The sequence below is a fragment of the Chitinophaga fulva genome (assembly GCF_012927205.1).
In the GTDB taxonomy this organism is placed as follows: Bacteria; Bacteroidota; Bacteroidia; order Chitinophagales; family Chitinophagaceae; genus Chitinophaga; species Chitinophaga fulva.
The window spans coordinates 2,667,231-2,683,490 of sequence record NZ_JABBGC010000001.1 but is presented as its reverse complement, the minus strand read 5'-3'; the positions used below and the strand labels follow the sequence as shown (position 1 = coordinate 2,683,490).

At 48.7% G+C, this 16,260-nt stretch carries 4 protein-coding genes; 2 read left to right on the top strand and 2 right to left on the bottom strand.

Going from position 1 to position 16,260, the window contains the following annotated elements; genetic code table 11:
* The first annotated feature begins 1 nt into the window (after position 1).
* Entirely contained in the window at positions 2 to 721 is a 720-nt protein-coding gene (locus tag HHL17_RS11100) for a LytR/AlgR family response regulator transcription factor (RefSeq protein ID WP_169224784.1), read from the top strand.
* Between the two features lie 79 nt (positions 722 to 800).
* Complete coding sequence (locus HHL17_RS11095; protein ID WP_169224783.1) at positions 801 to 2,114, top strand: hypothetical protein; 1,314 nt, start codon at positions 801 to 803, stop codon at positions 2,112 to 2,114.
* A gap of 58 nt (positions 2,115 to 2,172) precedes the next feature.
* Here HHL17_RS11095 and HHL17_RS11090 read toward each other — a convergent pair whose 3' ends face one another.
* Both HHL17_RS11090 and HHL17_RS11085 read right to left on the bottom strand, forming a co-directional pair.
* Positions 2,173 to 4,293 carry a DUF748 domain-containing protein gene (locus tag HHL17_RS11090; protein WP_169224782.1) on the bottom strand — a complete coding sequence of 707 codons (2,121 nt, stop codon included), beginning with the start codon at positions 4,291 to 4,293 and terminating at the stop codon, positions 2,173 to 2,175.
* Positions 4,294 to 4,331: 38 nt separating this feature from the next.
* Positions 4,332 to 16,250 (bottom strand): hypothetical protein, encoded by an 11,919-nt coding sequence (locus HHL17_RS11085; RefSeq protein WP_169224781.1) that lies wholly within the window; start codon positions 16,248 to 16,250, stop codon positions 4,332 to 4,334.
* Positions 16,251 to 16,260: the final 10 nt, after the last annotated feature.

Below are 16,260 nucleotides of genomic sequence, written 5' to 3'. Positions count from 1 at the left end.
TATGGAAATCAAATGTATCATCGTTGACGACGAAGCACTCGCCCGGGAAGGATTAAAAAAATATATCAAAACATTTGACTTCCTGTCACTGGTTGCCACCGCCAATAATGTTGCATCAGCGCGGGAAACGCTGGAGACAACGCCCATAGACCTGATGTTCCTCGATATTAATATGCCCAAAGTGAGCGGGCTGCATCTGCTGGAAACACTGTCTACCCCGCCGATGACGATCCTGGTGACCGCCTACCCGGACTACGCACTGGAAGGCTTCCGCCTCAATGTACTCGACTATCTGCTGAAACCACTTTCCCTGCAACGTTTTACCCAATCGGTACTGAAAGCAAAGGATTATTTTTCCATGCGCCAACAGCCTGCCTCCACCCTCAATCCCCCTGTGAAGGACTACATCTTTGTAAAACACAAACAGGTATACGAAAAAGTGATGCTGTCTGACATCCTTTTCGTGGAAAGCATGCAGAACTATGTACTCATCCAAACTATCCATACTAAAATCATCGCCTACCTGACGTTTAAAAATGTAGAACAACAACTACCGGCAGATAGCTTCCTGAGAATACATAAATCCTATATTGTCAACCTTCATCAAATAAGTAAACTCGACAGCAATATGGTACAGGCAGGCGGACATACCCTTCCCGTAAGCCGCAGCCAGCGCGAATTACTGATGCAGGTGGTGAACAAACGGTTACTGAGCAAATAGGCCGTTACAACTTATCAACGTGGATAAAACGTATAGGGATATCATGGTTTCTTTTCTATCTTGCCAAAAATTGATATCTATGAACAGAAAACATCCATTTATCCTTTGTAGCCTGCTATTGTCCTATATCTATGCTGACGCTCAAACGCCGAACCTACAACTCGTCACAGAACAGGGAAGTACCACCACCAAGAGCATAGGCATCAGTAATGATCAAGGCCTAAACATAGGTGTTGACGCGTCAACAGGATATACGGTAAAGAGCCATTTTATAAGACCACTTAACGCCTCCTACAGAACTTTGCGCTTTGATTGCTCTTCTGTGGATGCCAATGGAGGATGGGAGTTTTACAACTCAGGCCTTAACACATCCTTAATGTATGTTAAACAAGGCGGAAATATAGGCATCGGTACCACTACCCCTCAAGCCAAATTAGAGGTACGTGGAGATATTAAATCTTCAACCGGAATTTTCCGCGCGCTCACGGGTACGCTGCCAAATGACACCCTGATGTCTTATGGATATAATCTGACAGTTGGCGACTATACTTCTCTTAAGGTAGCAGGAGCTGCTCCCAATAGTGCAGAAATCCGCCTTATGCAGAGCGGCAATGTAGGCATCGGTACTCAAAACCCTCAAGCCAAATTAGAGGTGCGTGGAGATATTAAATCTTCAACCGGAATTTTCCGCGCGCTCACGGGCACGCTGCCAAATGACACCCTGATGTCATATGGATATAATCTGACAGTTGGTGACTATACTTCCCTTAAGGTAGCTGGAGCTGCTCCCAATAATGCAGAAATCCGCCTTATGCAGAGCGGCAATGTAGGCATCGGTTCTCAAAACCCTCAAGCCAAATTAGAGGTGAACGGAGATGTTAAATCCTCAAGCGGTATTTTCCGCGCACTCACAGGCACGCTGCCGAATGACATCCTGATGTCTTATGGATATAATGTAACAGTTGGCGACTATACATCTCTTAAGGTAGCAGGAGCCACTCCCAATACAGCAGAAATCCGCCTTACGCAGAATGGGAACGTAGGCATCGGTACTCAAAACCCCCAGTCCAAACTGGCGGTGAATGGAATGATTACCGCAACAAGAGTCAAAGTAACCCAATCCGGATGGGCTGACTTCGTATTTCAAGATGGATACCGTCTGCCATCTTTAACAGAAACGGAGGCATTCATCAAGAAAAACAAACGTTTACCCGATATCCCATCAGAAGAACAGGTAAAAGCAAATGGCGTTGATGTCGGTGAAACCCAGGCCAAGCTGCTACAGAAAATAGAGGAACTCACTTTGCACCTGATCGAACTCAATAATAAAGTAACTGCCCAGCAACAATTGCTGATGGAACAAGGTAAAGAAATAGAAAGGTTAAAAAGATAAGATACAGACGATGATCCAGATCAGAGGCTCCGATCAGGGCCTCTGATCTGAAAACACACTACTTCGGGAGTAAAAATCCAAATGTAAAACTCGCTTCTATACCGGACAACAATGATTTCAACAAATAGAAGGAAACAGAACGGGTATGGTCAAACCTATAATCGATCACACCCGTGCGGCGGTCCACAGGCAGCGATTTATCCTTATTCTTAGGAATGATCACATGTTTCAGCATAAAAGATGGAAACTTTGCTATCTTTTTGGATTGCCCTTTTAATTTGTCCAAAACCAGGTTGTGATATTCTCCAACCACCTTTCCGGTGGCCTTTTCATCATTCAGGCTGAATTGAAATGATAAATTATTAAGCAGGCCCGATTCAATATGAAAATTACCCAGGTTTTCTGCTGATGAATTTAAGCTGGTAAGATCCAGGTTGTCAATCGCTCCACTGATATAATAATCTTTATCAGGTTTAAACGGCAAATAAACAGATGTCCTGATGACGCCTGAGCCCATTATAGCCCCTTCCACATGCAAGTCCATATGATCAGGATCGGATGGATTAGGGTGGCTGATAAGCGGAGACAAGGAAAGCTGAAATTTCTCTACCTTCAGTTTTCCCGTTTGTAACCCGTCTTTAGGAAACTCCTCATACAACAAGGTCGACGCCGACATCTTGAGATGGTGTACCCGGAAATGAATCGGAATGCTCTTCAGAAATGAAACCGGTAATGGTTTATATTGTAACACACGAGGTAACCTCCTGTCTCTGAAAATACAGATATTGCTTTCTTTTATCCATATTTGTTCAGCTATTACCTTCTGTTGAAGGCACCTGATAATATCCAGTTTGGTTATTGTTATCCCAGAGATGACAGCGTCAACAACATCTACCTGGTGGCCCACTTTTCGTCCTACCTCAAACTTGTCGTATTGCGGGCCAATCTTCACGGAAGCAGCCTGCAGCATCCCTTTCTGATCAACATCCAACTTCTTTATTTGAATATTCTGATAAGTACCGGAATTAACGGATTGAATATCAGTCAAGGCACAGGTAAGCGTTTTGAAATGAGTTTCACTATTATTGAAAAGACTATCTGTCATCCGGGCTTTCAGTTTACCCAACTCTATATCTCCATGTAGTTTCAATTCATCCCCTGTTGTTCCCTGATAGGTGATGTTAGCGTGATTTATCCTGAACAAATCTGTTTGTATAGATGAAATATCTTTTTTCAGGTCAATAAAAAGAAATGATCGCGACAGTGCTTTTTTTGACCCGATCTCTTCACTATAGATATCAAAATCCGGATGGTTAAAAATTATTTTTTCGGCCACCAGTTTTTTTTCAAACAATTGCCGGATATCCAATCCGAGAATAGTGACATCTGTAATATTTGCCGCTACATATAAGGGCTGATTATCTGTCCTTCTGAAAAATTCAGATTTGTTGTATTGCGGTATCAGCTTTATAGCATCTATCTGCGCTATTCCCCGGGGACTGTCTACCGTTATCCGCTTTATCATCACCGTATGAAAGGCATTCGGTATCGCATAATTAATTTCGGATAAGCTGCTTTTGATGGCCCCGAAATGAAAATTTTCTGTAGTGAATGCTTTCTTTACATCATTGATACTTATTTCATCCACACCGATATCCCCTCTTAGCAACAGCTTATTGGCGTGAACTGTATGTTCCCACACCCGGATATTGGTCAGTTCAAAATGCCTGACTGATATACTATTGAAAGGCATATTAGCGAACAGCGATTTCCGTGCAGTATCTGTTTTATTCATTAAGAACTGGTCCAGATTCAATTTTCCATTACTGAGTTTTAAATTATTGACAGAAAGTGTCCGGCGAAACAGCATCATCAGAAAATTAACCCCACTCAGTTCAACTTTTGAGAAACGAAGAACGTGTTGATGCCCAAGTTCATTACTATCTGGTATGTAATCTATGGTAAGACTATTCAATGCAAGTGACGAAGTGAACAGATTACTTTTGACAGATGAAAAACTAACTTTCAGCTCAGGAGAAAGATGCCGTAGTTTTTCACTAACGTTATGCTGAATGATACGATTAAAAATGAGGTTCGCAACAACGAGTACAAAGAGTATTCCGACGCCACCGTATATGAGCATCAACCACTTTCGGGGCATTTTAAACAATCTTTGCATCAGCCAAAATTACGTATTGTTTCTTAGCTGAATACGGCTCAATTTGCCTGTATCTTATACACCAAATGTTCAATATTCATCAATGAATACGCACTGCTGCTGACCTGCGAATACAGCTTCATGGAGAACACCCACTCCCCTCCTTTTTCTACCGGGTTATTAATGCCCTTCCATGTTTGTACCACCGTGTTCAAAGCAGCCGCCGTATTTGCTGATAATGTCTGATTAGGGTACAATCCAATCGGCAGGTACGTCACCAGTCCTTCATCCGCTTCACCGGAAGGCGGCACCAGTTCAAAACCATACCGTAGCTCAAAAGTTACTTTTTGCCCCGACATACCGCTTCCAAACAAGGCAGCAAAACATGCATTCAATGCATCAGTAAGAGTATTGCCCAATGAGTTGATATTAACACGCTTGCTGAAATTATTCAGCGGTGTAATGACACTGGGGGCAATAATGGTATCTGTCGTGAAAATGAAAGCCTGGTTAGTAGGTACGTTGTCCAGCAGGTTCTGGTTCCGCTGTACGTTCATTTGTGTACGTGCGTTCTGCACTGCCGCCAGATTCAGATCAGGCCATACAATTTTAAATACCGGCCAGGCCACGGGTGGAATAGCGATTTCCGCGGGCACCAGGTACGCCACAGCATTCTGTTGCGGGGCTTGCATCTCCAGCTTGATGAATAAACCGGTAGTGGGTATCTGCACATGCACTTCGGGCCAGGTATTGTTGGGGCCTGGCGTTGCATCCAGCCTGGTCAGTGTTAGCTCGTTCAGGTCATTATTTGCACGGTACGCTACCCTTGCATTAAATGAATAGCTGGCCTGGGATACCATCAAATCCTGCGGATGAGTATAGAAGTCTGAAGATTTCAACCGTGTAGACCAATACTCCGCCACATTAGCTGCCAGCGTGGCAAATGTGCCTACTGCGTTGGCAACACTGGCAGGGTCTTGTGTGCTCTCTTTATCAGTCAATGCCTGCAGCAGCCCCCACAGTTGATCAGCCACATTCATATACTGCGCAAGCTCTGTAAACAGGTCTCTCGGTTGTGTAGTCAACGCGTTCAGCTGATCGCCAGGGCTCAGGTTAAATTCTGCTTTTATCATCACATAATCCTGCTCCGCATGCTGGTGCGTGTATACAAATTCATAGTTCCACAAACCCAGCTTACTGGCGTCCTGCGTCCCATCGGGATAACTTTGTACCACCTGCTGCACTACTATTTTGGGCAGCTCAGGGAAGTTTCTCAACGGAATGGGCACGTCTACATTTCCGGGATCGGTGTCCTGCAAGGCCGCGGGCTTCGTGGCGCTGGTCAGCAATGGCGTAAATGTGAGCCAGTCTGATGCATTGTAGTTTTGCGGTACGTTATTGCTATTGATATTGAACTCAAGATTCGATAGGTTGTACACAAACGAGCCGGAAACATCTTTATGGAATGCCGGGTTGTCCAGCAGCAGCAGGAAGTTCACATAAGAAGCAGCCTTGGAGAGATCTGTTTTCGCCGCCATGATAGTGAGGCCCGGGACCGATCCGCCACCGGCGGTCTTAATATCTGCCTGCCCATACAGGTTGGCCGGTTTAAGGCCCAAGCTCTTTTGCCATGCTGAATCCACGGCGGAGTCGTACTGCACCAGTACAGATGCTTCGTAAGTATTGGCCAGGCTGATGCCCAGCATTTGTGTCATAGCATCTACAGCGCTGATGAGTGCCGGTTGTTTGCCGGGATCAGTGACGTCCAGCACAGTATTCAGTCCTGCCGCTATCCTGGGTATCATCGTAGCCTTGGCGTTCATGACCGTTTTCAGTTGGTCCCGGATAGCGGCATTGTTGTACACAGCCATGGCATAAGGGCCTGACAGGAAGCGGTCCATGTCTTCGAGGAACCTGCGTGCCCACAGTTCCACATCGATGCTTTGGTACGATATGTTCTGCGGTGTGCCGAGTGTTCCGTTGGTATTCAGTGGCGCCACCAGTACCGGACGGGTAACGAGGTTACTGTACAACGGCATCAGTGCAAAGAACCGCGGTTGTTTTTGACCATTAACAGTGGTAGCACCTTTGAGCGCAACACTTTTAATACCGTTATCATCAAATTCCACCTGCCACAAGTCCTGCACCACGCCGGTTATCTGGCCGGTGCCTAACCGCAGCTTGGGCAACGCTTTGATCATATCGTCTATGAACTGATTATAAGTGAGGCTGCCTTTGGCATCCTTGCTGTTTACCGGCGCCGGGAAATCAGATTCCGCCATTTCAACGGGCCCTATTCCATGCGGCGTTTCAAAACCCGGGTAAATGAGAGAAGCGGGACGCAACAGGCGGACAGCAACCTGCAGTGGACCAACAGGCACGGCATATGGCCCTCCCTCCCCGATGTTTACCGGGAAGTTCACCTGTGCCGGCGGCAGGAATGCCACTGCATGCTGTTTAAACAACATGGCAGTGGGATTGGCATTCACAATTTCATCGGCGCTTAATAATACTTTCGCTTCCGCAAAGCGGGTAATCAGGCTGTTGAACGTATCATTATCGGCAGTATTGATGCTAACGATCTTGCCTTCCGGGTCTGTAGCCTTCAATTCCACATTGGAGGCAATCAGGTTTTGAACTGCGGTATTGGCCAATGCAAACGCGGCGGCGCTCACATTGTATACATGCTGTATTGATTGCGGAGCAGTTGTTTGCGCCAATAACGCCGGCGGACACACGAACAATCCACCAGGATTCAGTTTGTTCGATTCTCCACCAATGGCGTTCACCATATCAGCCAGCGTGGCGGACGAAACCTGCTGTTGCAGTGATTTCAATACGGAGGCAAATGATGGATCAGTGCCTGTATTAACGGTGTAGTTTGTTCCGCTTACCGGTATCACGAGATCGATGTTCGGCATCAGCGTTCCCGGCGTATTCACATTCAGCGTAGCAAGCTGTTGGTCTGCGGCGCCAAGGGCAGTATTGAAGTTGAATCGTGCTGCGATGTCATTCAATGTATCAGCAGCAGCAACAGTATAAGGAACACGGAGCAAGGTGGTATCAGCGGGCCAGGACAGTGTGCCCGGAACAACAAACTTGCTGGAAACCGGCAACGCAAATCCGGGATTGGCCTTCAGCAACAACTCCATCGGGCATGCATACCGTTCTGCAAACTGTCTCAGCGTGTCGGCTGTATCGCTGGCTGTAATATTGGTAAAGTTCCCAAAATAAATCAAGGCTCCCGGATCAAACAGGTCTTTAGTGGTAAGATTGTTGGAAACAAGATCTGTCACACTTACACCGCTGTTGTTTTCGCTTAGTGTATTTTCTTTTTGGGCCACGTAGGTTGGTACGGTGAGCGACTTGTCCTTCGCCAATACGCCCTCGATGTCCTTGTACTGATCGGCCAGCGCCTCTACCGTAATATTGACCCCTGCATTAGCAAACAGGGCTATTACTTTATTGAAGCTGTTGTTGACCACATCCACTGTCACCACTACTTCTGTATCATCGTCTACCTCTACCGCAAATTCAAATCCTTCCTGCAAAATGGGCTGTCCACTGTTCACGGTGGACAGATCGCTCACCCTGGTGTAATTGTCAGTAGCCAGTGTTTGCATACTGTGTGTAGGATAGGATGCGCCCGTACTGATTGTTTTAGCAGGAATAGTGAGCACGGCGCCTATCTTCAGCAGCTGTGTATCGTTATTAGTCAGCAGCGCAGCCGGAGCAGGAGCAGGCCAGCCCTTGGGCGGCAGTGCTGCCATGTCGGTAATAGATAAATGCTCTACAAATGGATAATATGCCGGTACAACCGGTAAGGTGCTGCCAAACAGTTCATCCACCAAAGTATCTGCATTGGCCATTGCCAGCTCCGCGTAACGCACCCCGTATTTTGTAATGATGTCGCCCGGTGTAGCGCAACCTACAGGTTTTGCAGATGACAACATACCCAGACTGTATGTTACCGCGTATGATCCGGCAGCGAACCTCCACAGCGGGTTAATATCTATCTGTACCCCTTTGTTACCGTAGTCAGGATCAGCAATAAAATTGAGTGAGGACACCAGCCATGCATTCATACCCGGCTGTATCAGTTGATAATAAGACTGGCCGTATTTCTGTTGCTGTTGCGTAATCTGGTCCTTGTTCACGTCCCCGCTTTGGGATGGTGACGGCATCAATTCGGAAGGCCTGGGAGCCACCACTGCGGTGAGTTGTGCATTGCTGTTTACCTTTTGTACGGTAAAATATCTTGCCGTTGACGGCCAGTCACCAACGCCGACCATATTATCCGTATACCCTACCTTGATAGGCGTTGTGCCCTGTCCGGTGCCATTAGCGCCGGTCCTGTTGCCTAACACATCACCAAAGCCAAACACAAAATTGGCGGTGGGCAGGGTTGCCTCTGTACCGAATCCCTGGTAAGGATCATCCTTTGATGGTGGCAGACCATTCACTTCAGGAGCCGCCAGCTGGGTACCGGGTTTTATAAACCTTGATACCGGCATCACCTGTGAGTATTGCCAGTATGGTTTTTCCGGTTCATCCTGCAATATACCTGCTGCTTTGGCCTTTCGGTATGCGCGTGCTTTTTGCCAGGGTGCTGACTGCACACCGTCTGAAGGATCAGGTACGACGGGCATGCCTGACGGCTGCGCCTCAAACGGCGAACCCGCTTGTGATGCCACACTGAATGCCATCAGGCTGTACATGGTCTTCAGCAGTTTCTCTTTATCGTCCAGTGTAAGCGTATCGGGATTTTTTGTAAGGAATTCAAAGCCCACATTGCCCGGCGGCACCAGTGCCTGCGTAACGGTCTCTGATGGATCGGTGCTTCCATTGCTTTCGATGTAAATAGACAATTGTGCGCTGTCTGCTCCCGGACCTATCAAGGCACAGTTGTTGAATGGCAGCAGGCTGCGGCCATTAGGAGCTACCGCCTGTTGTGTGCCTGCAATGACCAGTAACTGCAGCACGATATTTCCCTGCTGGTCAAAAGCACTGCCAGGCAGCTTCACACCGGGACTGAAATAGTAACCTGTTCCCCCTACCACGCTTCCTTCCCACAATAACACGAGGAAGTTAGCCAGTGACGACATGGACGCAAAGTATCCCGGGTCAGGCACAGGGCCTTCCGGCGCGTCCATCAGCAGCGAAGGCGGCATAGAGATGGTGGATAAATTTGTTTTTACCAGGAATGCTTTGGCCGGGTCATTGGCCAGCACCGTTAAACCGGCCGTGTTGGTAGCATCCGGGGCGGGAGACAGCAACAGGTACGCAACCGTTTTGTCGCCCGGAGCCTGCGACTGTAACCAGCTGCTGAGCAGCAGCAGCTCATCTCTTTTATCAGTATCAACACCAATTAAACTGAATTGGGTTGACTCATCATCCAGCCGCTTCATCTTGAACGGAATGATAGCGCCAAATGTACTGTTATCAAGTTGGATGGCCTCATTCCCCGCAGGCGAACCTTGTTGGGTGGCCAGTATTTCATATTGTGTGGCCACGCGGGCCAGCGCTTTGTCAATCAGATCTGGCGGAAGCATCCACAGGCCCGGATTACCAGTCACATTTGGCTGGCCCTGTACCTGCGGAATGGGCAACGTTACCGGTGACTGCAACTCTATACGATGTTCCAATCCATATGTACGTGGCACCGTTCCTTTTATCTGCATGGCTGAAGGCGCCGTAAGCGTGGGTGGCACCGCCACGACAGATAGTCCCGTTGCCGGCGATGCATCCAGTATATTCTGATTGGTATAGCTGTAATTAAGTGTGGTGGTGGTTGCCGTAAGCAACACCATCCCGACTTTGAAAGTATTTTCATTCAGGCCGGGATTGTACGTAAGCAGGTTGGGATAAGTTTGCTCCAACTGCGCCAATGTCTGCCCTGCTTGTACAGTGATGGAACTGAACAGTTCAATCCAGGATTGTTCTGAAGAAAGTATCAGGGAAAGTGCGGTGTCCGCAGGCTGGTCCTTGTTGACCGCAACGCTGAACTGCTGACCGGTAAGATCGTACAAAGGCAATGGTGTAGCGGGGTCCGCCACTACATGGCCCTGGTCTTCTTTGAGGCCCGGCAGCCGCAGGCCCGACATGAGCATGCGTGATGATTGGTTGACGATGCTGGCAAAGCTATCACCTGTCAGTATTGCATTAATCAGTACATCGATGTCCTGTGCGGGCAGGTGTTTTACCAGCAATATGGTGTCTTTGGCAAACAAGCCAGGCACTTTTTTGAGCCTTGTAGCCGCATCTGTCACGGGCAAACCATAGGTATTACTCAGCACAGTAAAGTTCAACGTACCCTGATCAAATACGGCGGTTTTCGCATTGGGCACTGTAATGGAAGCCACCAGCGCCAGTATATTGGCCGGCCCGATCCAAATGGCCACGTTTGTCCAGTTGTAGGTCCATATGCCGGTAGCAGGAGACAACGGGTTGGTGTTGGTCCAGCTTGCATCTATGATCAATTGCCGGGTAAGTGATTCGATGGTGGACCCAGCCTCTACTATCACTCCCTGCTGCGCCGGAATGTTCCAGCTTTGCGCGCCGGCAGCTGTTACCGCTGCCCTGAAGGCAGGCCATTGCGGCACACCGGGCGGCGTTGTGGTACTGAAGTCCTGCTGGAACGCCAATGCAAACCCGATGCGTTCCAGGGTGTCACCAGCTATCGTCGTATAGCTGTTGGTGTTACCTGCATCTTTGTAAGCAATGTGGTAGGCGTTGGGCACTGACAAAGAATGGCCCGGCGGCAATTCCACCGTGGCCGGAACAGGCTGACTGGGGAACAATGTATCCAGCAATGGCTTGTTTAGTTCCGCGATGACCTGGGCGTACCAGTTAGCCATTTCAGGCAGCGGCGTGTCTATTAATATCGTAAGGTCGATATAGCGTACAAAGAAAGCTCCTGCCGTGCGTAGTTGCACGAAATCAGCAGGCGCGTTCTCAAATGTGCGTTGCGGCAGGTCAAATTTAGCACCGGCCTTCAGTATATTGTTACCTGATGAAAGACCAGGGAATGCCGGATCATGGTAACCGAGCATGTCGGCAACGGATGATACCTGGAACAGCGTGGCGATACTGTTTAACGTTTCATCCGTGGCGGCCTGGTGCACCAATGTGCCCAACACACATTGATTAATGCTGAAAGGTTTGTCTGCATTGTCCAGCCCCAGTATTTCAGGCGCTACGCCCAGTATAACATTGATGCTGGTGCCCACATCGCTGTCTCTCAGTATTGCAGGCAGCGTAGCATTCAGGAACAGCAGCTCTTCCGGCGTAGCGCCGAGGTGTTCGGCAACGCTTTCAACGGTATCTCCGGAGCAGATGATATATACAACGGTTGCCGTGGGCAAGGAAGCTGCTACCTGTTCCAGGTTTTGCACAACACCCTGTATATCCTGTACGGTAACAGTGGTGTTATCAAGATGTTTCTGCATTTCCTGCACACCGTTCTGTATCACCATCAGGCAGAAATCACGGAACATGAAGCTGGTGAATGATTCGTATTTAGCAGGATTGTCTTCTGAAGGCCTGCCGCCGGTTTCATCGCCTACCGGGAAGTATGCACCCAGCAGTTTTGAAATCTCCCATTCATACCATGGGCCGATTTTATTTTTTGTATTAAAATCGATATTACCTCCTTGCGGTGAGGTCCAGCTCAGGAATGGGGGCATGGGTAATACCATCGCCGATTTCTCATCGGGACGGGGATCGGTATCACCACTGATCCATAAATTGATATTGGTGCTGAAGAAGGTGGCCAGGTCTGTAATGGAAAGCCCGCTCGTCATAGTATCGGGCATGTCCAGCTGCTCCAGCAATAATTGTATTTGTCCTGCTGTAATGTTATTGCCTTCTCCGGCATCACGTGGCAAAGCGTTGATCGTGTATAACAGCAGTCCCTGTGTTAAAATATCCGCTGCCAGGAGGCTGGTGTCATTATCATTGGCAGTCATGCCGCTGTGGGCAGAGCTGCGTATAGCACATGTCGCGGCGTCCGTTGCGGTGGGCGACATGCCTGTATCGGCAAACAATACAAAGGCGCTTCTGTAATTAGGATTGGTATTATCAGGAATAGTATCATTCCAGTTCACCGGCACGTCGGCCACGGTAAATGCCGGCAGCAGTGTCAGGTGTGCTTTGCGCGGGGAATCTCCAAACACTTTATCACCAGGCTTCCAGTTCAGCACATAACCACTATCGACATCTCCCACGACGACACCCAATGCCCGCATACGTTTCACTGCTACATCATGCGTAACACGCATCGCTTTCAATCGGCGGTACTTGTTGTTTCTTAAATAGAAATTTTGCTTCGAGCGGTATGCCACCGGCACATGCCCTTGTGATGCCAGCAGGGACTTTGAGCTGCCGTTATTATTGCTGAGTATCCACGGTGTTGGCTGTGCGGAACCTATTACAAATTGTATTTCCAGCTTTACACTGAAAGAGAAATGAATTCTGATGAACAATATTTTTATGGATGCCTTTGCGCTTACGGCCGCTGTCAGCGTAATAAGCATAGGCTGGCAGCTCTCGTAAATAATGCTGATCTGTGCATAAGCTTCCAGTGTCACGGAGACCTTCACCACGGCAAAATCCACGGAGCCATATATCTTGCCGTACAAGGCAGCTACGCCCTGGCATTTGAAATACGTCACGGAAGCGGAACCGTTGCTGCTGGGGTTGAACCAGGCCAGCACTCCCTGGAATATCACCTGTAGTTCTACATACGCTCCTCCGGAGAGTATGCCAGCCCGTATTTCACGGCCTACGCCTGCTGCTATGCCGATGCCAAGTTCTATCACCGGTGAAAAGGTGCCATTTGAAATACGCGGCACCTGCGTAGAGGTGTCACCGTTAAGCAGCCCGAAATAAAAACCGCCCCGGCCAATGAAAATATAGGCCTGCAGGCTGAAAGAACGGGCAAAGTTCCGGTTGTAAGGGAAACCAAGGTCTATTTTAAAATTGCCATTGGTATAAATCTCTATTACTACAATTCCAAGTGTAATGGTCACTACTCCCAGTTGAATAGTGCGGAACATATCAGGCACCTGGAATTCTATGCGGAACATCCCTATTTCATCCGTAATTTTTTTATAGAGTATTTCAAACTTCAGCCCGGCCAGTGCTCCTGCACGTTCTCCGCCCAGCGCAATGGAGAGACCGTACAGTTTGGGATCGTTGAAAATAAATCCCAGGTCTACAGTGTTCATCAGCGTCACGTCGAGACCAATGAGCCATTGGCTTTCCGCTGAGTATTCCATAGTATCGGGCATAGGACTGCCTTCACTTGGCGGCGGTGTCATGTCTTTTCTCAGCTTGGCGATGCTCTCCGCAACTGTATTGGGTGTATCCCCCATGAAAGTAACACGTTGTCCCAGGCCCAGATAACGCAGGTCTATCAGGCTCTGACCCTGTCCCGGAACTGAAGGCGGGGGATCATTCACCACATCCCAGCTCAACGGTTTATCATCTGTATAACGCTGGCCCATGAAGCTGCCGGTCAAAATCATGTCGACTTTTCCCTGGCCGCTTTGCCTGCTGTAGCGTACGCCTATGGAGTCCAGCTGTGCTATGACCAGGTCAACTTTCGCATTGAATACAAATTCAACAATGTTTTCTTTAGGGTCAATGGTCAGCACGAAGCGGGAGAGGTCTATTTGTTTCAGCACGTCCCATGGGGAATCCAGCTTGAAGCCGAGAGTAGGCGCAGCGAGATTGACGAGGTATTCCAGGATATCGCCGAGCGTTACGCCGCCGAGCTGCAATGACACTACCTGATGGCGGTTATTTTGTTCACCGCGCCAGGAAGTGGTGGCCTGCAACCATATATTATCGAATTCTACTTTAAAAAGATAAGTGGCTTCCGGTACGCCAAAGGTGAGGGCTGCGGTGAGCCTGATCTTGTTTACGCTGAACATGCCGCTGATCTTGCCCGTAGCTTTGTCCGAGGTAGCAGGCTTCTGCATATCAATACTGGCGGAAGCATTTATTTTCAGCTGAGTATCGAAAATGGTGGGTTCCCAGCGGGCGGAAATAGTGGCGCCGAACGTATAAGAAGGTTTCACTACCTGAACACCGTCTTTTTTAGAGCCGGTCACAAACGTAGCATACAGCCGGTCGACCAGGAGATCGGGTATCCAGTCAGGTTTCGTATGTCCTTCGCCGTAAATAAACCGCTGTACCAGGTCTACCAGGTCGATGTAAGTGCCTTCATACAATTTGCCACTGAGCGTCCATCCCTGTGGTGTTTCCGGGTCTTGTACAGGGTATTCCGCTGAAATAAGGAAGCGCGGCAGATTGTAATTATCTGGTGATCCTTGCTTCAGATAAAATACCCCGCTCAAGCTACCCGATATTTTTCCGTTGTTCAACGCGATGTCAAATTCCATACCCTCCACCAGTATCGTGGCGATAAAAAGATTGATCTCCCAACCTTGTACCGCATCAGGATGTGCGGGATCGCCGAAGAAGATGCCTGCGGTAGCGAAATAATTCTGGCCCAGCGGGTCTGCTGAAAATTTCAGCTTGGTCACATTCATCTTTTGCAGGCCGGTAGATGGGCCGGAGCTGCCAAAGAAATAAGCAAATGCACTGCCGATGGGAATGTAGCTGTCTTTTGCCAGCGTGCCGTTAATGATCAAATTCGGCAGCGACATGTTAAGGTCGAACGACACTGTTTGATCATCCAGCACCACCAATTCTTTACGGCTGTTGGGATCGTAGGGAGACGGCGGAATTACTATTACCGTGGAACCTTTTGATCCAAAGTTCATGGTACCGAACACGCTGCCGGTAACCACATGCTCTTTTACATAATCGCCGCTATCGTTCAGCACTTCTGACCAGGTCCACACCCAATGGGTCCCGACCTTACTGATAGTCACAAATGGCACAGGCGGGTCCCAGGTCTTGTCTGACCGTATAGTCATGCCGAATGCGTTCAGCGAAAATACCGGGAACTGGTCAGTGCCGCTGTTCAGCAGGTCCATATCCACTTCCGCTATATAGAAATCACTCAGCACGGGGAAGTTCATCGGGATGGGCAGGTCAACACCGAAAATACCGACCAGCTCTGCCAGTCCCTGCACCAGTGAGGCGGTTTCTTTTTTAAACAGTACAACGAAGTTCCATACATCGTTGGTAGAAAGGATAATCGTTTGGATGCGCCCCTGTATTTTACCGATGGCAAAATCTCCATACAGATATACCGTCGAGAAGGCAGTTATACCAGGTTGTGGCGGCGTGAGCGAGGCTATGACGAAATTAAGACCGGGGTTGATGAGCGCTATGGGTTGAGGTCCCTGTACGCCCGGTTCACTGGCAGCATCTATCACGGTGGCGCTGCCGGTGGCGTTGATGTCCATCAGCGGGTAAGTACGGTTAGCATCAGGCATAGTAACGGTGCCGGATATCCGAAGTGGCCACGGCCCTATCATGGGCGTTTTGTCCAACAAATATTTTTTATCAGGCTGATTTTCATCGGGCAGTAACAGGAAGCCCGTAAGTGACAGGGAAGTGGCGCCGCTGGCGCCTGAGAACTCCGCCGAGCCCACCTTCATATCTGTCAGTATCGAATCGTACCAGGTAACGCCTTCCACAATGGCTGGTACCTGCATTTTAGTTGGTGGCAGTGGCGAGAAGAAATTTGAAAACACCCAATCAGTCTTTACTGCGAGTGCCAGTGAAAAGACATTTCCTTCCTGTACGTATCGCATGGTAGCAATAACAGGGTAAGCAGTGCTGCCGGTAAAGGAACCACTGCCGGTTAACTGCACGCTGGTACCACTGGGCAACATGATGAGCTCTACATTGGTAAGAATATAGCTAGACTTGATGCCAAACAAACCCATGACAGGCACCAGTCCCGAGAGATCGGTGGAATTATTGGCTGTTGTCCACAGGTCAATGGAATTATTGCTGATAGCAGCATTTAGGGCCTTATATACACTGGTAGCGCTCATGGTTCAACCG

Coding starts and splice junctions, on each gene's coding strand:
- HHL17_RS11095 (WP_169224783.1), top strand. CDS start 801: ATGAACAGAAAACATCCATTTATCCTTTGTAGCCTGCTATTGTCCTAT.
- HHL17_RS11100 (WP_169224784.1), top strand. CDS start 2: ATGGAAATCAAATGTATCATCGTTGACGACGAAGCACTCGCCCGGGAA.
- HHL17_RS11090 (WP_169224782.1), bottom strand. CDS start 4,293: ATGCAAAGATTGTTTAAAATGCCCCGAAAGTGGTTGATGCTCATATAC.
- HHL17_RS11085 (WP_169224781.1), bottom strand. CDS start 16,250: ATGAGCGCTACCAGTGTATATAAGGCCCTAAATGCTGCTATCAGCAAT.